We start from the raw sequence: 17,776 nt of genomic DNA on the forward strand, positions 1-17,776 counted from the left end.
CCGGCGCTGGTCCGTCAGAAGGTCAACCGACCGCCGAACGCGAAACGCCGTCCGAGCGCATCATAGGTCGACGGATAGGTATTGCCGCTGCCGAACAGCACGGTGCCGATGCTCCCGCCCACCAGCGGCGGTTGCCGGTCGAACAGGTTGCTGACGGAGAAGGTCAGTTCGAAATGCGGCTTCACGCGGAAGCGCGTCGACAGGTCGAAATAGTCATAGGCCGGAATCCTGCCGAAGCTGCCGAAGGCCGGGCCGTTGGCGACCACGTCGAGCGGCTCCTGCCGGACGCTCGAAATGTGCCGCCACTGCAGCGACAGATCGGCCGCGCCGACGCTCACCGTGGTGCGCTGGTTCCAGCTATATTCGGGCTGGATCGACCCGGTATAGCCGCAGTTCGCGCTGTAGAAGCCGACGCATTCGCGGTTGACCGAGGTCGGCGTCGCCTGGAACTTCTGATGGTTGGTCCAATTGCCCTGGAACGACAGGGCGAGCGTCGCGACGCCGATCCGGCGGCGATAATTGACGCCTAGATCGATTCCGTCGGTTTCCAGTCGGCCCAGGTTCGACAGGCCGAGGTACAGGCCGGGCGTCGTTCCCGCATCGCCGTCTAGCGAGCCGGTGCCCGGGTTGCGGCGGATTTGCGTGCAGGCAAGGCTGGTGGCACTGGCCGCGCTCAGGCCGGTGAAGCAGCTGTTGATCGCATCCTGCGCGGTCGGCGTGGTGATCGCGTCGCGTACCTTGATGTTGTAATAATCGACCGTGACCGACAGGCCCGGCACCATCGGCGGCTGCAGCACGACGCCCAGCGTATAGGTCGTCGCCTTTTCGGGCTTGAGCGCGAGGTTGCCGCCCGTCGTCGTATTGGGCTGCGCCGAGGACGGATCGCGGATGATGCCGATCGTGAAGGCCGGCGCACCCTGCGCCAGGCAGACCGCAGTCAGCGCCGCATTGCCCACCGGCTTGATCCCGGAGCACGGATCGGCCGCGAGCGAACCGAGACCGGTCGAGTTCGGCTGGAACAGTTCGGCGATGTTCGGCGCCCGCACCGCGGTCTGATACACGCCGCGGAACTTGATCGCCTTGACCGGGGACCAGCCCGCACCGACCTTCCACGACGTGGTGCTATAGGTCGGCGATCCGGCCGCCGTGATCTTGTACTGCGACTGGCGGATGCCTGCCTCCAGCGTCAGATCCTCGAAGAACGGCCGGTTCTGCACGATCGGGGCGATCATTTCGCCAAAGCCTTCGATCACGCGGTACGCACCGGTAAAGGGCGTGATCGCACCGCCGCCGCCACCCAATTCGCTGGGGTTCTGCGCCAGCGCGTCGGCCTCCTGCGTGGCTTTGTAGCGGCGATATTCGACCCCGACGGCGAAGCTGATCGGCCGCTCCGCCCACGGCGCCGCCACGCCGACATCGCCGTTGATCTGCCCGCGCGCCTGGGCGAGCGAGGTGGTGATCCGGCTGGTCGCGGGGACGCGGAGATAGGCCGCCTGCTGTTCGCTGATTGCGCCCGGGCCGCCGAAGATGTTGAGCGGGACGCAGCCGCTCGCGCCGCTCAGGCAGCTCGTCGTGTTGGTCGCCAGCAACGCATCGCGGACGCGCGTCAGGCTGACGTAATTCTGTTGCGCGTGGTAATTCTCGCTCTGGCCATAGCTGCCCGACACATCCCACTTGAGGCTCTTGGTCAGATTGCCGCGCAGCCCGCCGCGGAAATCGAACACCTGCGTTTCGTAGCGGTCGATGCGCGGGCCGACGTCGGTGGTGCGGATGCGCAGCTGGGTGGAGAAGGTGCGGTAGTTCGGATCGGTCGGGCTGGTTGCCGCCGCACCCGCCGCGCACTGCGCCGGGGTCAGCGTCTGGATACCCGCCACCGCCGGGTTGAAGTCATTGTTCGCGCAGAAGGTCGCCCGCGCCGCCGCCGGCAGATACGGGTTGGACAGCGGGATCGAAACGTCGGCGGCAAACACGCCCGACGGCGCGACGATCGTCTGCACGATGTTCTTCGAATACATCGCGCGGCCGTACGCCTCGATCGAATCGGTCACGTCATAATGCGTCGCGGCATAGACGTTGTAGCGTTCGAACGGCGTCTGAAAGACGTTGTAGGGGTTGTAGTTGAACGGCTGATACGGCGAAACCAGTGCGCCCGTTGTCGGCTGGATCTGCAACGTGCCGAGCGCACCGACGCTGAACGACGACGGCAGCGACGTGCCCGATCCGCCTGGCGCGCCGGTATAGGAGTTGATGTTGACCGCCGAGAAATCGCGTGCCCCCTGATAGACCGGGTCCGACTTCTGATAGCCGAACGACAGCACGGCATTGCCCTTGTCCTCGGCGAAATTCGCGCCGAGCGTCAGGTCGCCGCGGAAATAGCCGCCATCGCCGCGCCCGGTGATCTGGTAGGAAGACGCCGCCTCGACGCCCTTGAAATCGTTGCGCGTGACGAAGTTGACGACGCCGGTGATCGCATCGGCACCATAAGTGGTGGACGCACCGCCGGTCAGCGTGTCGACACGCTCGATCAGCGCGAGCGGAATGTTGTTGAGATCGACGCGACCCTGCAGATCGGCCGGCGCGATACGATTGCCGTCGAGCAGCACGACGTTGCGGAAGTTACCGAGCCCGCGCAGGTCGACATAGAAGGACCCCGCACCGCCATTGTTCACCGCCGAGCCGACGTTGGGCACCGCGCCTGGCAGGGTGCGGAGGACCTCTTCCGCCGTATTCGCCTGCCGCAGCCGGATCTCGTCCTTGCCGACGATCTGCACCGGGGTGGAACTGACCACGTTCGGATCGCGGATCAGCGTGCCGGTTACGACGATGTCGCTATTTTCGCTCGGTGCATCGGCGGCATTGTCCTGCGGCTGCGCAGGGGCGGTCTGGGCGAAGGCCGGCGCGCCTACGCCGATCATACCGACCAACGTGGTGGCCAAGAGATAGTGACGAATGCGTGCAGACATGGGGAACCCCTTATGGCTTTTGGCGAAGGCTATGATCTCAGCGTGCCCCCTGCAGGGCGGTGCTCCGATCTTCGTCGGAATGTCACAGGAGCGTAACGTGCGCCGCGCGTAATCGAAAGCGCTCAGAGCGCCTGTTCCGGCTCAAAAAGGTCGCGCGATCATGAGTTTTACGCACGAAAGTTGCGGCCGCGGTCAGTCGCCCTGACGCGCGCGCAGTCCCTCGCCCAGGATGTTCACGCCGATCATGGTGAGGAAGATCATCACCCCCGGCGGAATCGACATCCACGGTGCGCTGACCAGCCAGGGCGCCGCCTGGTTGAGCAGATTGCCCCAGGTCGGCATCGGCGGCTGGATACCGAAGCCGAGGAACGACAACGCCGATTCGAGCATCACCGCGCCACCCACGGCAATCGTTGCCGAAACCGTGATCGCGCCGACTGCATTGGGCAGCACGTGGCGGATGATGATCCGCGCATTGCCCGCGCCGAGCGTGCGCGCGGCGGCGACATAATCGGCGGTGCGGATCGACCGCACGTGCGATCGCACCAGCCGCGCCGCGCTCGTCCAGATCAGTGCCGCGATCAGCAAAACGAGGAGCGTCGGGTTGGGCCGCATCAGGCTGGCGACGACCAGAACGAGCGGCAGCGCGGGAATCGACAACATGACATCGGTGAAGCGCATCAGGAGTTGATCGATCCATCCCCCGAAGTAGCCGGAGAGCGCGCCGAACACCGTGCCGATACCCGTTGCGACCGCCGCCCCGGCCAGCCCGACCGCGAGCGAAATGCGCCCGCCGAACAGCAACCGCGTCAGCACGTCGCGCCCCAATTCATCCGTCCCCAGCCAGTGCGACCACGACGGCGCATGCGGCTCGCCCAGCAAGGCGAGCGATTGTTCGTCATAGGCATAAGGCGACACCCAGGGCCCGATCACCACCGCCAGCGCGATCAGCGCGAGCAGCACCAACCCGCTGGTCAGCGCGCCGGGCCTGCGCAACCGCCCGCGCGCGCGGGGCGCTGCCTCCGCGGCAAGCGGGGAGCCGAGGGGCGCGGCGCTATCCATGGCGCAACCGCGGGTCGAGCGCGGCCTGCGCCAGATCGCCGACGATATTGGCCAGGATCACGGCCGCCGATCCCATCATCAACACCCCCATCAACACGGGATAATCGCGCCCGTCCATGCTCTGCACGAACAGGCTGCCGACGCCGGGCCAGGCGAACACCGCTTCGGTAATCACCGCACCCGAAATCAGGCTGGCGAGGTCGAGCGCGATGATGCTGATCGCCGGCACGATCGCGTTGCGCAGCGCGTGGCGGATCAGCACTTCGCGCTCGCTCAGGCCCTTGGCATAGGCCGTGCGGATGTAATCGCGCGACAGCACGTCGATCATCCCGGCGCGGATGTAGCGCGTCCACGCCGCCGTCGTGACCAGCGCCAGCACGGTCGCCGGCATCACCAGATGCGCCAGCGAATCGACGAACGAAGGATCGCCGATCGTCTCCATCCCCGCCGAGGGCAGCCAACCGAGCCGCACCGAAAACAGATATTGCATCACCAAGGCGAGCCAGAAGGCGGGCATCGACAGGCCGCTCAGCGTCGCCGCGTCGATCGTGCGGTCGATCCAGCTGCCTTTACGCGCCGCCGCTAGCGTGCCGAGCGCAAGCGAGGCGACCAAGGCGATCAGCATCGCCGCCAGCCCAAGCTCCAGCGTCGGCCCCAGCCGCTCGACCACTTCGGTCAGCACCGGCCGCCCGGTGCGGATCGAAAAGCCCCAGTCGCCGCTCAGCATTGCCTTCAGCCACAGGCCGTATTGCACCGGCAGCGGCTTGTTCAGGCCATAGGCCTCGGCCAGCCGTTCCAGCGCCGCCGGGGTGACCGACGGATTGTCGGCATAGACGTCGAGCGGTCCACCAGGGGCCAGATGCACGACCAGGAACAGCAGCAGCGAAATGCCGAGCAGCAATGGCACCGCCGCACCCAGGCGAGTCAGGACCACGCGCGCGCTCATGCCCGCCACCGCCAGAACGCGCTGCCGACGAACGGCGTCATGTTGGTCGGGTTGGGGGTAAAGCCGTCAAGCGCGCTGCGCTTCACCACCACCGCGACATTGCTGGTCAGCGGCACGCTCGGCAAATCCTGCAGCAGGATGCGCTGCATTTCGAACGCGGCACGGCGGCGTTCTGCCGGGTCGAGCGTCCCCTCCATCTGCTGCAGCACGCGATCAAGCTTCGGGTTGCTATAGCCCTGTCCGTTGTTCGACCCCTTGGTCGCATAGAAGCGGCTGTAGATCGGGTCGGCTCCTGTCACCCAGGTGGCATAGGTGATGTCATATGCGCCGGTATAACGCGCTTGGCGGTAGGAAACGCCGGTCTTGTTGTCGGCATAGGCGTCGATCCCGATCGCCTTCAATTGCGCGATGATCACCTGCTGCGCGAGTTCGTCATTGCCCTTGCCCGCCTGCGCCAGGAAGCGGAAGCGCAAGGGTACGCCGTTCCGTACCCGCACCCCCTTGCCGACATAGCCCGCCGCCTCCAGCACAGCGCGCGCCTTGGCCGGATCATAGGGAATCTTGGGCACGTTCGGATCGTAGAAATCGAACACCGGCACCACTGGCGAGGTGATCGCCGCCGGGAAATCGCCCTGCGCGCGGATCAGCGGTCCGCGGTCGATCGCATGGGCGATTGCCAGACGGACTTGCCTGTCGGCGAGCGCGGGATTGCGGAAATTGAAGTCGAGATGCTGCCACGAGAGGAGCGGCGCGCGGATCAGCTCCACGCCGGGCAGGCCATGCATCTGCTTGGCCTGGTCGTACGGCGTCTGCGTCACCAGATCGAGCTCGCCCGACCGGATCTGCGTCAACAGCGTGTTCGAATTGGGAATGATCTTGAAGATCAATTTGTCGAGATAAGGCAGCCGCTTGCCGCGCGCATCGCGCCGCCAGTACCCGGGAAAGCGTTCGGTCAGCACATATTGCCCGCGCTTGAACGCGGTGACCATGAACGGCCCGGTGCCGATCGGCCGCTCGTTATAGGGCGCGGTGTTGAGATCGACGCCCTCCAGCAGGTGCCGCGGCAGGATGCCGAAGGTGAACAGCGTCGTCGCAAAGGTCGGGCTGACGGTCTTGTAGCGACAGATCACCGTCAGCGGATCAGGCGTCTCGATCGCAACGATATCCTCGGTGCCGTCCTTCGATTCGGCGATGAACGCCGGATTCTTCACCGCGCGCCAGGTGAAGGCGACATCGGCCGAGGTGAAGGGGCGACCATCGTGCCACAACACGCCAGGGCGCAACTTGTAGGTGATCGACATGCCCGCACCCTCCAGCACGATGCCGCCATTCTCCAGCGTCGGCACCTCGGTCGCCAGCACCGGCACGTAATTGGCATGTTCGTCGGGCGCGAGCAGCCCTTCCACCACGGCGGCCTGCACATCGCCCAGAAAGCCGGTCGAATAGACGTTGAGCGTGTCGATGTCGTAGGTCAGGCCGACCACCAGCGTGTTGCTGGCGCGCCCACTGCGTACCCGCCCGCACGCCGCCAGGCCAAGTGCGCCGACGCCCGCCCCGGCGAGCAGCGCGCGCCGCGATACGGTGGCAAGGTCGGCCCCGCCCACCGAATCAATAACCGCGGTCGAGATCGACGACATGCGGCGGCATCTCGCCCCGCTCCCACGCGCGCACGCTTTCCGCCATCACGCCGACCGCGGTCGAAACATGCGTCGGCGCGGCGACGTGCGGCGAGACGAGCACATCCTCGCGCGTCCAATAAGGATCGTCGGCGGGCAGCGGTTCGGTGCGGAACACGTCCAGGGCCGCGCCGCTCAATTGTCCGTCATCAAGCGCAGCGATCAGATCGGCATCGACGATCGCCCCCCCGCGCCCGCCATTGACCACGAACGCCCCGCGCGCGAGCCGATCGAGCAACGCCCGGTCGATCACATTCGCGGTATCGGCGGTCGCGGGCAGCAGGCTGACCAGCACGTCGGCCCCCGTCACCGCCTCGGCCAGCGTCTCGCGCCCGGCAAAGGTCGTGACCCCCGCCACATCGCGCGGCGTGCGGCTCCACGCGCGCACGGTGAAGCCGATCGTCGCCAGCATCGCCGCGACCGGCCCGCCCAACGCGCCCGCGCCCAGCACGGTGACGATACGTTCATGGGCCAGTTTCTCGGATGCCGGTTCCCACGTCCCCGCTTCCTGCTTGCGGCGATAGGCGAGCAGATTGCGGTGCCATGCCAGCACTTGCGCCGCGACCCATTCGACCATCCCGTCGACCAGCCCCGGATCGACCATCCGCACGATCGGCACGCCCGCCGGCACTTCGCCCGAGGCAATCAGATGCTCGACCCCGGCGTTGAGGCTCAGCACGAGTTCAAGCCCCGGCAGGCTGGCGAGCAAGCCCGGCAGCGGCCGCCCGACCACGGCATAGGGAATGGGCAGGCCGTCATCAGGCACGGCGGTGATAATCTCATGATCGGGCAGCGCGATGCGGAACTCTGCGGCGAAGGCATCGGCATTGGCGCGCGCGGCGACCAGTACGCGTTTCATATTCGGCTCCAGGGTCATGACAGGGCCAGCGCATGCTGGCGGATACAGGCGGCGCGATGGCCATTGGCCGGGCCTTCCAGCGGCGGCACGGTTTCCGCGCAGGCGGCAATCGCGTGGGGGCAGCGCGTGCGGAATACGCAGCCCGACGGCGGGGCAAGCGGGCTCGGCAATTCGCCCGCCAGGATCGTCGCCTCTCGCGGCAGCGCATCGATCTGCGGCACCGCATCGAGCAGCGCGCGGGTGTAGGGATGGCGCGGCTGTGCAAAAATCTCCTCGACCCGCCCCACTTCCATCACCCGGCCCAGGTACAGCACGACCACGCGGTCGCAGAAATAGCGCACCAGCGCGAGATCGTGCGACACGAACAGCAGCGCCAGCCCCAGTTCGGCGCGCAGGTCCGACAACAGGTTGATGATCCCGGCCTGCACCGACACGTCGAGCGCGGAGACCGCCTCGTCCGCGACGATCAGTTCCGGCCCGACCGCGAGCGCGCGCGCGATGCCGACGCGCTGCCGCTGCCCGCCCGACAGGGCACGCGGATATTTGGCGGCGGCCGACGCAGGCAGGCCGACGCGTTCCAGCAGCGCCGCCACCCGCTCCGCCCGATCGGCGCGCGTGCCGACCTTGTGCAGCGCCAGCGCCTCGCCGATCGCCGCGCCGATCGTCATCGTCGGGTTGAGGCTGGAGGTCGGGTCCTGGAACACCGCCTGCATCCGCCCGCGGATCGCGCGCATCCGCGTGGCGCTCGCGCCAATCACCGACTCCCCGTCGAAATGCACCGTGCCCCCGGTCGGCTGCGTCAGCCCGAGGATCGCGCGCCCCAGCGTCGTCTTGCCAGATCCGGATTCGCCGACGACGCCCAGCACCTCCCCCGCGTCAACGTGCAACGACACGTCGTTTAGCGCCTGCACGGGCGCGCCCCGCCGCCAGCCGCGCCGCGCACCGGGAAAGTGCACCGACAGGCCCGTTACATCCAGCAGGCGCGTCATAGCGCGCTCCAGCGCAGACAGCGCGACGCCCGATCGGGCGGCACAGGAAAGAAGGGGATCGGCGCGGCACGGCAGGGCTCCTCGCGGAGCGCGCAGCGTGGCTCGAACGCGCAGCCGGGCGGCGGGCTCGCCGGGTCGATCACCTGCCCGGGAATCGCGCGCAGCCGTCCGCCGCCAGCGGTTTGCGGCAAGCTGTCGAGCAGCCCCCGCGTATAAGGATGGCGCGGCTGCGCGAAGATGTCCGCCGCGCGCGCCTGTTCGACGATCCGCCCGCCATACATCACGCCCACGCGGTCGGCGATCTCCGCCACCACCGCCAGGCTGTGCGTGATGAACAGCACCGCCATGCCGCGTTCGCGCTGCAACCGCGCCAGCAGCCGCAGGATCTGCGCCTGCACCGTCACGTCGAGCGCGGTGGTCGGCTCATCGGCGATCAGCAGCCGCGGCCGACACGCCAGCGCCATCGCGATCAACACGCGTTGCCGCATCCCGCCCGACAGTTCATGCGGATAGGCCCCGGCACGGCGACGCGGATCGGGGATCTCGACCTCGGCGAGCGCCGCGATCACCGCATCGGCGATTTCCCCCCGCGCACCGCCACCATGCCGCTTCAGCGCCTCGGCGATTTGCGCGCCGACCGTCTGCACCGGGTTGAGGCAGGTCATCGGTTCCTGAAAGATCATCGCGATCTGTTGCCCGCGCACCGACGCCAGCGGTTTCGGCGGCAAGGTCAGCAAATCGCCCACCCCCGCCAGCATAACCGACCCGCCGACCGTCGCACGCCGCGCATCGAGCAGGCGCATAATCGCGAGACTCGTCACCGATTTGCCCGATCCGCTTTCCCCGACCAGCGCGTAGGTTTCCCCCGCCGCGAGCGACAGGTCGATGCCGTGCAGCGCGCGCACGCGGCCGCCGGTGGCGCTCGCGAAATCGACCGTCAGCCCCTGGACGTCGAGAATAGGCGTATCGCGAGCGCCTTCGCTCACCCGAGCAGCCCCGCGCGCGCCATTTCTTCCCCCGCCCAGGCGACGGGCACATGGCCATAGCCGATCAACGTATCGTGGAAGCCGCGCGTATCCCCGCTCCAGCGCCGCCGCAGATCGAGGATCTGTTCGGTGCCGAGCCAGTACATCAGCCGCGTGCCCGGCAGCATCGTGTTGCGCGTCACTTCGCCCGCCACGCGGGCTGGCGCGAAATGCGCGCGATCGCGGTAGAAGGCGATCGCCTGTTCCGGGCTCCATTCGCCGGTGTGCAGCCGGATGTCGACCAGCACGCTGGCGGCGTTGCGGCGCTGCTGCTGCAACAGGAACAGCCGTTCCGTCGGCGAATAGAAATCGGGCGCTTCGTCGATCAGATCCTGCACGTAGCACGCCCACCCCTCGACCATCGTGCCCGACGACAGGAACGCGAGGCCGAGCGCACAATCGGTGCCCGCGACTTGCGCCAGCCGTGATGCCGCCGCCCGCGCGCGCGCATTCTGCGTGTGGTGGCCGATGCTGCCGTGGTGGACGGCGTGGATCAGCTTCACGTTGATCGTCGAATTGGCCTGCAGATAGGCGCGCGTGTCGGCGCCCGGCGGGGAAATCCAATAGGTGCTCCCCTCACCCGCCGCATCGGCGGGCGGCGAGCGATAGGGCAGGAAATAGAGCGGCCCCGCCACGTCCCGCCATTCGGGTGCGAGCCAGCGATAGTCGAGCCCATAGTCCCGCGCCGGCGTCACCAGCGCAGCGCCGTCCGCCATCGCGCGCGCATCGAGATCGCGCACCAGATCGAGTACAGCATCCGGCGATTCCGGCCCGATGTCGGCCAGAGCCGCGACCTGCTCTTCCCAGGTCCGCGACGGATCGATCCGCGCCGCCGCCTCGACCAGTTGCTCGCCGAGCGAATCGAACGCCGCCTCGGCGCGACGCAGCGCTTCGACCGCGCCAAAATCGAGCCCGTGCGCCTCGCGCATCAGCGTTTCGAGATAGGACTTGCCCGCCGCCGCCGGACGATCCGGCACCGTATCGAGCGACACCGCAAAAGCATCGAACGCCGCCGCGGCCACATCCGCCGACGCCCCCCACGCCGCATCATAATCGGGATGCAACCGCAGCCCGCCGCGCAGGAACGCCGCCGCCGTCGCCGCCTCGGCCTTCGCACGCGCGGTCACTGCCGCAGGGGACGCGGCGGTCGCCAGCCGCGCCTGCGCATCGAACAGGAAATCAGGCAGCGCCGCCAGCCGCGCCGCCACCGCATCGCGCGGCGTCGGTCGCCCGCTCGGCAACAACAGGCCGATGATCGCGAACACCGCTTCGCCGCTGTACCAGGCGGGATTGTCGAAGCGCGGCGCATGGTCGAGCGCCGCTTCGGTCACGGCGAGTTGCGCCGTCGCCATCCGCCGGTCGAGCCGCGCGCCGAGGTCATCAGCATCTACCGGGACCGAAGCGATCGTGTCCCGCACCCGCGCAATTCCGGCGCGCTCCGCCGCCCCCGCTCCTGCCGACGCATCGGGCAGCTGATCATCATACCCCGCCAGCCCCATGAAGCTCGCATCCACCGGCCGGAACGCCGCGTGATGCGCCAGATAGGCGTCGGCGATCGCGTGGTTCACGCCTCGCCGACCTTCACCCAGCGGCGCTCGGCCTGCGCGCGGATGATCGCATCGACGATTTCCTGGCTCTTCGCCCCGTCGAAGAAAGTGCATTCCTCCGGCCGGTTTTCGAGGATTTCGTCGGTGAAATAGCGGATCAGATTGCGGTAATAGAGTTCCGGCCACGGCGTCGCGAGCGTGGTGCCGGGCGGCAGCACGTCGTCACCCAGCTCGACCTTCGCAAATTCGACCGAATCCGCGCGGGCGCGGTGCAGCGTCTCGGCCACGCCATATTCCGAAATCAGCCGCGCGACCGCCGCGCCCTTCGACCCATAGACGCGGATTTCGACGCCCGGATAATTGCCGACCGCGACATAGCTGGTCTGCAACATCCCCTGCGTGCCCCCGGCATATTCGACCAAAGCGACGGTGCCGTCCTCGACCTGGAAACGCTGCCGCCCCTCAAGGCCACGCACCAGCCGCTCGGGCACATAATTGCTCATCGTGCTGACCACCGAATTGAACTCGCCGCCGATCCAGCGCATCAGGTCGATCAGATGCGATCCATAGCCGACGATCGACGCCGGGATCAGCCGGTCGCGCGGCGAAGTGATGTCGAACTGGCGCAGTTCGAAATCGGGGTCGAGGAATTGCGAATTCTGCTCGAAGCCGTGGATGTGGAAAATCTCGCCGAGCTCGCCCGCCGCGACCCATTCCTTCAACCGCCGGATTGCGGGGGAATAGCGGAAGGTGAAACCCAATTTGGTGCGCACGCCGTTCAGTTTCGCGCGCGCCGCCGCGTCGAATGCGGGTGCGGCCTGCGTGTGCAGCGGCTTTTCCGACAGGACATGCTTGCCCGCGTCGATCGCGGCGAGGCTGAGCGGCAAATGCGTCGCGGTCGGGGTGCAGACGTCGATCATCTCGATCGTCGGATCGGCCAGCATCTCGCGATGGTCGGTATAGACCGCGCCGATCCCGAACTTCTGCGCCGCCGCCTCGGCCCGCGCGCGATCTGTGTCGCACACCGCGACCAGTTCGACGCGCTCATGCGCCGCGAACCCCGGAAGATGCGCCTTGTCGGCCCAGGCGTGCGCGCCGATCAGCCCGACTTTGAGTTTCCGCGTCACGCCGCAACGCCCGTCGTGCCGAACATCTCCAGGCTCTCGGGGCTGTGGACCTGGCCATAGAGATAGTCATGGAACGCCGCGCGGTCGGCCTCGCCGACGCGTTCGCGCACCCGGCGGACGCTCTCATTACCCGCGAAGTAAGACGGCACGAACGGCCCGCGGAACGGGTGGCTCGCCATGCGCAGGCGGCCCTGCACCCACGCTTCCTGCCCGCATCCGACAGTGCGCATATAGTCGGCGACGCTCTCGGCGCTCTCGCCTTCCTCCATCAGCCGCCACGCGGCGGTGGTCTGCACCGCGCTTTTCAGCGAGCGCAGCGCGAGGTGGATCACATCGTCCTGATCCTCGATCCAGTCGATCAGCTCGACCGCCTGATCGCCAATCCCTTCCTGCACGCAGCCGGTGACGGCGTTGGTCGTGCACAGCAAAGCATCGGCGGGCGAGCGACCGGCGTCGACCTCGGCGCGGGTGTAGAGCAATTGCGTGGCGTGGCCGGGATAGACCTCATGGCCGACCAGATGTTTCAGCGCGGCGCGGGTGAAAGCATTGTCGACGTTCAAATCCATCCGCCGATCGATGAAGCCGCAGCGCGCGGTGAACGGCACGTTGCGCAGCGGATTGAGCTGCATGTCGTAATCGCCGGTGTCATAGATCATATCGGCGGTGCGCGCCTTGGCGACCGCCATCAGCTCGCGAAACGTGTCTTCCAATTTGTCCGACGGGATCGCGCGCGCTTCCTCCCACGCCTCGACCCGGTCGCGCAGGCTGCCGCGCACGAAGCCCGATCCGGTAAGCGCCGTGTCGAGTTGATCGGACAGTTCGGCAACCCGCGCCTCGGCGGTCGGCGCGGGTTCGGCCCCGACCAGATCGCGCACCTTCTCGGCGTAACTCATCGTTTCGCCCGAAAAGAGCCGCGCCGCGGTCTTCACTGACTTCACCATGCTCGTCAGGAACACGCCGCGCGCATCGTCTGCGGTTACATCGGGCCGCGCGGCCAGCGCGTCGAGATCCGCAAAAATCTCGTCCCATCCGGCATAGCTTCGCGGCGCGACGACGTCCTCACCGATATAGATCGGCACCAGCCCTTCGCCGTCGAGCAAGCTCTCGCCCTGTGCGTGTGAGCGCTCGAACCGATCGATGCCCATGGTGACGGCGGTCAGTTCGACGCCGGTGTCGGTGGTGTTCACGCTCATGTCAGAATGTCCGGATGGCTGCTGCATGACGACAATGTCTATGGTGCAGCGCGGCACTCGAACAGCGGAAATTGCAGTTCGATGACGGCGTAAAACTCATGCCCCGGCGAAATTTGAGCACTGGCACCGAAACGTTCACGCGCGCCATGATGCATGTCATGACCAACCCAGACCCGCTCGCCCGCTATCTCCGCGACCCCGGCCCCAAGAGCAGCGTCCGCGGCGTGTCGGTGGCGTGCAGCACCGACAATGCGATCGTGACCGAGACCATCTTGGACACGATGCGCGCCGGGGGCAATGCCATCGACGCCGCGATCGCCGGCAGCATGGTGCAAGCGGCGGTCGAACCCTTCATGACCAACCACACCGGCACGGTCAGCCTGTTGTACCGCGAGGCCGCGACCGGGCAGTTCCACCAGTTGCACAGCGCCGGCACCTTTCCCGAAGGGCTGGCGCCGTTCCGCCCGATCCCCAAGATGGCAACCGGCTATGCCCGGCTGCCACCATCGGCCTGCATCCCCGGCTTCATGCCCGCGATGCAGGCGATGCACGCCCGCTTCGGCTCACGCGACTGGGCGAGCCTGGTCGAACCCGCGATCCGCTGGGGCGAGGACGGCCATGTCGTCTCCGCCTTCGAATATGCGGTGACGGTGTCGGAACAGGATTTCATCACCTATTTCCCCGAAGGCCGCCGGTTCTACATGCCGAAAGGCTATTACCCGACGGTCGGGGAGCGCTTCCGCAACCCGGCGCTGGCGGAGACGCTGCGCGGCGTCGCCCGCGATGGCGCGGCGTATATGATCGAAGGGGCATGGGCTGCCGACTTCGTCGCTCAGGCCAATCGCATGGGCTGGCCGATCACGCTTGCGCACATGACGCAGAACCCGCCGCGCTGGATCGAACCGCTGCGGATCACGCATGGCGCGCATGAGATCGTGACGCTGTCGCCGCCCGAGCAGCAGGGCGTTTTCCTGTCGATGGTGCTCGGCATCCTGACCGATCTCGGCATCCGCGACATGGCCCCGGGCTCGGCCGAGCATCTGTTTTCGATGGCGCACGCGTTGCGGCTGGGCCTGTATTTCTGCGGCTTCACCGGCGATCCGATCGTCGCGTCCTACGACACCGCGCAATTGCTCGACGGTGATTTCCACCGTTCGCTCGCGCGCCTGATCCGCGGCATGAAGCCGAAGGTCGATCTGACCGAGCATTTGCGCCTCGTCCGCGGCCCCGGCTTGCGCGCCGACGAACATGGCCTTGCCGGCATCCCCTCGCTCGATGCGCAGACCAAGCAACCATCGGGCAGTTGCGAACTCAGCATCGTCGATGCCGAGGGCAATTGGGTGCAGATGATGAACACGCTGCAATCGGGCGGCATTCCCGGCGCGGTGATCGGTGGCGTCCCGATGGTCGGGTCGCACGTCACCTTTGCAGGCGTCACCGGGCATTTCGACATCAAGCTGGTGCCAGGCGCGCGGCTGCGCACGATCGTCGGCAACACCTTCGTGCTCAAGGACGGCGCACCGGTGTTCGGGCTCGGCACGCCCGGCAACGTGTTCTGCACGGTGCCGCAAGTGCTGACCAATCTGCTCGATTTCGGGATGGACCCGTATGACGCGGTTGCCGCCCCCAGGATGCTGCAATTGGGCGAGGATGGCGGGCTGGTGATGGAGGACCGCATCGCCGCGGACTCGCTTGCGGGCCTAGCAAGGCTCGGCGTGCCAGTGTCGGTGATGCCGCCCTATGACTGGCACATGGGCTCGTTCCAGATGTGCTACCGCGATGCGTCGGGTGCGCTGTGCGCGACGGTCGATCCGCGCCGCTGTGGTGAGGCTGGCGGCTTCTGAGCCGCGCGCTCAGACGCCGCTCGGTACCGCGCTTTCGGCCAGCAACCAGTCACGAAACGCGCGGATCTTGCTGAGATCGCGCCGCGCCGTCGGGCAGATCAGATAATAGCCGCCGTCATAAATGGTGTTGCGCGCAAAGGGCGACACCAGAGCGCCGCTGCGCAGCTCGTCATCGATCAGGAAGCGCGGCAGCAACGCCAGCCCCAGACCCGCCACCGCCGCCTGAATCAGCATGAAGAAATGCTCGAAGCTCGGCCCCATTTCCGGGTTGAGATCGGTGATCCCGGCGTCGGTCAGCCATTGCGACCAGGCGAGCGGGCGCGTCGTATGCTGCAACAGGACGTGATCGGCGAGACACATCGGATCGTCAGGCACGATGCCACGTTCGAGCAGCTCCGGGCTGCACACCACGATCATCTCCTCGCGCAGCCCGAGCCGGTACGAAACCGCATCGGGCCATTGCCCGGTGCCGAATCGGATCGCCAGATCAATGCCTTGCGCGCTGAAATCGACCGTGCCGTCGCCCGCGGTCAGGTTGAGCGTGATCTTGGGATGCGCCTTGGTGAAACCGGACAGCCGCGGAATCAGCCAGCGTGTCGCAAAGGTCGGCAAAGCGCCGATCCGCAACACGCCGCCGCCACGTTCGAACGTCATCGCCTGCAGCGTCGCAAGCTCCATCCGGTCGAGCGCGTCCTTCAGCTCGGCAGCATAGGCCCGCCCCTCTTCGGTCAGCTCCAGCCGCCCGCGCGTGCGCATGAAGAGCGGCCCGCCGACATAATCCTCCAGCACGCGGACCTGACGGCTGGCGGCGCTTTGCGTGACGTTCAATTCGCCCGCCGCTTCGGTGAAACTCATGCACCGCGCGACCGCCTCGAAGGTGCGCAGCGCGGTGAGCGAAGGGAGCAGCCGACGCCGCATTTCAGTGCGAGGAACTCATGACCTGCGTACTTTAGAGCGACTATCCTGAATGGTGCAATCCGGTAAATGCTGAGCCCATACGCTTTCCTCTGGGGTTCAGAATGCTACCTTTTCATCTGGCTTTTCGGATCGACGACATCGAATCGACACGGGCATTTTACGCTGGCCTCCTGAACTGCCCCACGGGCCGCGAAACCGAAAACTGGATCGACTTCGACTTTTTCGGCCATCAGATTTCGGCGCATATCGGGCCGCGCCCCGATGTGGTGTTGCAGACGCGCGTCGCCGGGATCGACGTGCCCTTGTCGCATTTCGGAGCGGTGCTCGAATGGGACCATTGGCAGGACCTGTCCCAGCGCCTCACCGCGCACGGCGCCGATTTCGTGATCGAACCGCAAGTCCGCTTCGTCGGCGAACCGGGCGAGCAAGCCACCTTCTTCGTGCGCGATCCATCGGGCAATGCGCTCGAATTCAAGGCGTTCCGCGATCCGAACGGCATTTTCGACGCAGGCACCACCGCCGCAACGCCAGCCGAGGCAGCACAATGAAGGTCACGATCATCGGCGCAGGCGCGATCGGCGGCCTGGCGGGCGCGTTCATGGCAAAGGCAGGGCATGACGTCGTGCTGGTCGATCGCTGGGCCGAGCATATCGACGCGATCAAGCGGGACGGCCTGTTCATCGACGGCATTCGCGGCGAGATGCGTATCCCCGTGCCCGCCGCGCACTTGGCCGAACTGACCGGCCCGCTCGAAGCCGTGCTGATCGCCACCAAATCGCAGCACACGATCGAGGCGCTGCAAAGCCTGTTCCCGCTGTTCGGGCCGGACACATTCGTCGTGTCGTTCCAGAACGGCTTCAACGAACCCGCCATTGCCGACGCGCTGACCGCAGCGGGCCTGGGCGGGCGCGAGCGCGTGATCGGATCGATCCCCAATTACGGCGGCGCGCTGGTCGATCCGGGGCATCTCGAATTCGTCCATGAAGGCCCGATCCAATTGGGCGAGATGGACGGCAGCGACAGCGCGCGGCTGAACACGCTCGCGGACATGCTCTCCGCACTGACGCAAGTGCAGCTCTCGTCGAACATCTGGGGGCAGATCTGGGCGAAGGAAGTCTATTCCGCGCAGGTGGTCTTCTCCGCGCTCGCGGACGCGCGCATTCACGAAACGCTCGGCAACCCGCGCTACGCCCGGATCGCGGGCGCGGTGGTTCGCGAGGCGCTGGAAATCGCCGACGCCAACGGCATCACGGTCGAGGCGTTCGATTTCTTCGATCCCGCAAATTACCGCCCGCAAACCGCGGCCGACACGCAGAAACTGCTCGACAATATCAACCATGCGATCTGGCTGCTGAAAAAGGATCAGAAGCCCGACAGCCACCAGTTCCGCAAGAAGGGCTCAGGCATCTGGTGGGACATCGTCTATCGCAAGCGCCAGTCCGAGGTGCGCTCGTCCAACGGCAAGCTGATCGACCTGGGCAAGGCGGTCGGGGCCGACACGCGCCTTAACGAAAAACTCTGTACGATGATCTATGAGATCGAGGACGGCAAACGCCCGCTCGGTTTTCAGAATTTCGACGAGCTCGAAGCCTATGTCGAAAGCATCGGCAAGACCCTGCCCTGACGC

At 66.7% G+C, this 17,776-nt stretch carries 14 protein-coding genes; 3 read left to right on the forward strand and 11 right to left on the reverse strand.

The window, feature by feature from the left end; genetic code table 11:
• Positions 1 to 14 precede the first annotated feature (14 nt).
• The 10 genes from AB5I39_RS07270 to AB5I39_RS07315 all read right to left on the reverse strand — a co-directional run bounded on the left by AB5I39_RS07270 (position 15) and on the right by AB5I39_RS07315 (position 13,387).
• Positions 15 to 2,963 (reverse strand): TonB-dependent receptor domain-containing protein, encoded by a 2,949-nt coding sequence (locus AB5I39_RS07270; protein WP_404373061.1) that lies wholly within the window; start codon positions 2,961 to 2,963, stop codon positions 15 to 17.
• A gap of 192 nt (positions 2,964 to 3,155) precedes the next feature.
• Positions 3,156 to 4,025: an ABC transporter permease gene (locus AB5I39_RS07275; protein WP_404373064.1), complete on the reverse strand. Its 870-nt coding sequence runs from the start codon at positions 4,023 to 4,025 to the stop codon at positions 3,156 to 3,158.
• Positions 4,018 to 4,971: an ABC transporter permease gene (locus tag AB5I39_RS07280; protein ID WP_404373066.1), complete on the reverse strand. Its 954-nt coding sequence runs from the start codon at positions 4,969 to 4,971 to the stop codon at positions 4,018 to 4,020. The genes AB5I39_RS07275 and AB5I39_RS07280 overlap by 8 nt, the downstream gene beginning before the upstream one ends.
• Positions 4,968 to 6,608, reverse strand: coding sequence for a peptide ABC transporter substrate-binding protein (locus tag AB5I39_RS07285; RefSeq protein ID WP_404373068.1), 1,641 nt, complete (start codon positions 6,606 to 6,608; stop codon positions 4,968 to 4,970). The genes AB5I39_RS07280 and AB5I39_RS07285 overlap by 4 nt, the downstream gene beginning before the upstream one ends.
• Positions 6,580 to 7,506, reverse strand: a complete 927-nt coding sequence (locus tag AB5I39_RS07290; protein WP_404373071.1) for a 2-hydroxyacid dehydrogenase — start codon at positions 7,504 to 7,506, stop codon at positions 6,580 to 6,582. Before AB5I39_RS07290 ends, AB5I39_RS07285 begins: the two co-directional genes overlap by 29 nt.
• A 14-nt stretch (positions 7,507 to 7,520) precedes the next feature.
• Positions 7,521 to 8,495, reverse strand: coding sequence for an ABC transporter ATP-binding protein (locus AB5I39_RS07295; RefSeq protein WP_404373073.1), 975 nt, complete (start codon positions 8,493 to 8,495; stop codon positions 7,521 to 7,523).
• A complete protein-coding gene (locus AB5I39_RS07300; RefSeq protein WP_404373076.1) occupies positions 8,492 to 9,481 on the reverse strand; it encodes an ABC transporter ATP-binding protein in 990 nt (329 codons plus the stop codon). Before AB5I39_RS07300 ends, AB5I39_RS07295 begins: the two co-directional genes overlap by 4 nt.
• Positions 9,478 to 11,088 (reverse strand): DUF885 family protein, encoded by a 1,611-nt coding sequence (locus AB5I39_RS07305; RefSeq protein ID WP_404373078.1) that lies wholly within the window; start codon positions 11,086 to 11,088, stop codon positions 9,478 to 9,480. The genes AB5I39_RS07300 and AB5I39_RS07305 overlap by 4 nt, the downstream gene beginning before the upstream one ends.
• Positions 11,085 to 12,194 (reverse strand): Gfo/Idh/MocA family protein, encoded by a 1,110-nt coding sequence (locus tag AB5I39_RS07310; protein WP_404373081.1) that lies wholly within the window; start codon positions 12,192 to 12,194, stop codon positions 11,085 to 11,087. Before AB5I39_RS07310 ends, AB5I39_RS07305 begins: the two co-directional genes overlap by 4 nt.
• Entirely contained in the window at positions 12,191 to 13,387 is a 1,197-nt protein-coding gene (locus AB5I39_RS07315; RefSeq protein ID WP_404373084.1) for a hypothetical protein, read from the reverse strand. The genes AB5I39_RS07310 and AB5I39_RS07315 overlap by 4 nt, the downstream gene beginning before the upstream one ends.
• Positions 13,388 to 13,545: 158 nt before the next feature.
• On the opposite strand from AB5I39_RS07315, the gene AB5I39_RS07320 reads away from it, so the two are divergent.
• Positions 13,546 to 15,231: a gamma-glutamyltransferase gene (locus AB5I39_RS07320; protein ID WP_404373087.1), complete on the forward strand. Its 1,686-nt coding sequence runs from the start codon at positions 13,546 to 13,548 to the stop codon at positions 15,229 to 15,231.
• A gap of 9 nt (positions 15,232 to 15,240) precedes the next feature.
• On the opposite strand, the gene gcvA is transcribed toward AB5I39_RS07320, so the two are convergent.
• A complete protein-coding gene (gcvA, locus tag AB5I39_RS07325) occupies positions 15,241 to 16,149 on the reverse strand; it encodes a transcriptional regulator GcvA (RefSeq protein ID WP_404373089.1) in 909 nt (302 codons plus the stop codon).
• A 101-nt stretch (positions 16,150 to 16,250) separates the two neighbouring features.
• Here gcvA and AB5I39_RS07330 point away from each other — a divergent pair, with 101 nt between their 5' ends.
• The gene (locus AB5I39_RS07330) at positions 16,251 to 16,697 is read left to right on the forward strand and encodes a VOC family protein (RefSeq protein ID WP_404373092.1); all 447 of its coding nucleotides are present in this window, start codon (positions 16,251 to 16,253) and stop codon (positions 16,695 to 16,697) included.
• Positions 16,694 to 17,773 (forward strand): ketopantoate reductase family protein, encoded by a 1,080-nt coding sequence (locus AB5I39_RS07335; protein WP_404373095.1) that lies wholly within the window; start codon positions 16,694 to 16,696, stop codon positions 17,771 to 17,773. The genes AB5I39_RS07330 and AB5I39_RS07335 overlap by 4 nt, the downstream gene beginning before the upstream one ends.
• Positions 17,774 to 17,776: the final 3 nt, after the last annotated feature.

This window comes from Sphingomonas sp. MMS24-J45 (assembly GCF_044881195.1).
In the GTDB taxonomy this organism is placed as follows: domain Bacteria; phylum Pseudomonadota; class Alphaproteobacteria; order Sphingomonadales; family Sphingomonadaceae; genus Sphingomonas.

Coding starts and splice junctions, on each gene's coding strand:
- AB5I39_RS07270 (WP_404373061.1), bottom strand. CDS start 2,963: ATGTCTGCACGCATTCGTCACTATCTCTTGGCCACCACGTTGGTCGGT.
- AB5I39_RS07275 (WP_404373064.1), bottom strand. CDS start 4,025: ATGGATAGCGCCGCGCCCCTCGGCTCCCCGCTTGCCGCGGAGGCAGCG.
- AB5I39_RS07280 (WP_404373066.1), bottom strand. CDS start 4,971: ATGAGCGCGCGCGTGGTCCTGACTCGCCTGGGTGCGGCGGTGCCATTG.
- AB5I39_RS07285 (WP_404373068.1), bottom strand. CDS start 6,608: ATGTCGTCGATCTCGACCGCGGTTATTGATTCGGTGGGCGGGGCCGAC.
- AB5I39_RS07290 (WP_404373071.1), bottom strand. CDS start 7,506: ATGAAACGCGTACTGGTCGCCGCGCGCGCCAATGCCGATGCCTTCGCC.
- AB5I39_RS07295 (WP_404373073.1), bottom strand. CDS start 8,495: ATGACGCGCCTGCTGGATGTAACGGGCCTGTCGGTGCACTTTCCCGGT.
- AB5I39_RS07315 (WP_404373084.1), bottom strand. CDS start 13,387: ATGAGCGTGAACACCACCGACACCGGCGTCGAACTGACCGCCGTCACC.
- AB5I39_RS07320 (WP_404373087.1), top strand. CDS start 13,546: ATGACCAACCCAGACCCGCTCGCCCGCTATCTCCGCGACCCCGGCCCC.
- gcvA (WP_404373089.1), bottom strand. CDS start 16,149: ATGCGGCGTCGGCTGCTCCCTTCGCTCACCGCGCTGCGCACCTTCGAG.
- AB5I39_RS07330 (WP_404373092.1), top strand. CDS start 16,251: ATGCTACCTTTTCATCTGGCTTTTCGGATCGACGACATCGAATCGACA.
- AB5I39_RS07335 (WP_404373095.1), top strand. CDS start 16,694: ATGAAGGTCACGATCATCGGCGCAGGCGCGATCGGCGGCCTGGCGGGC.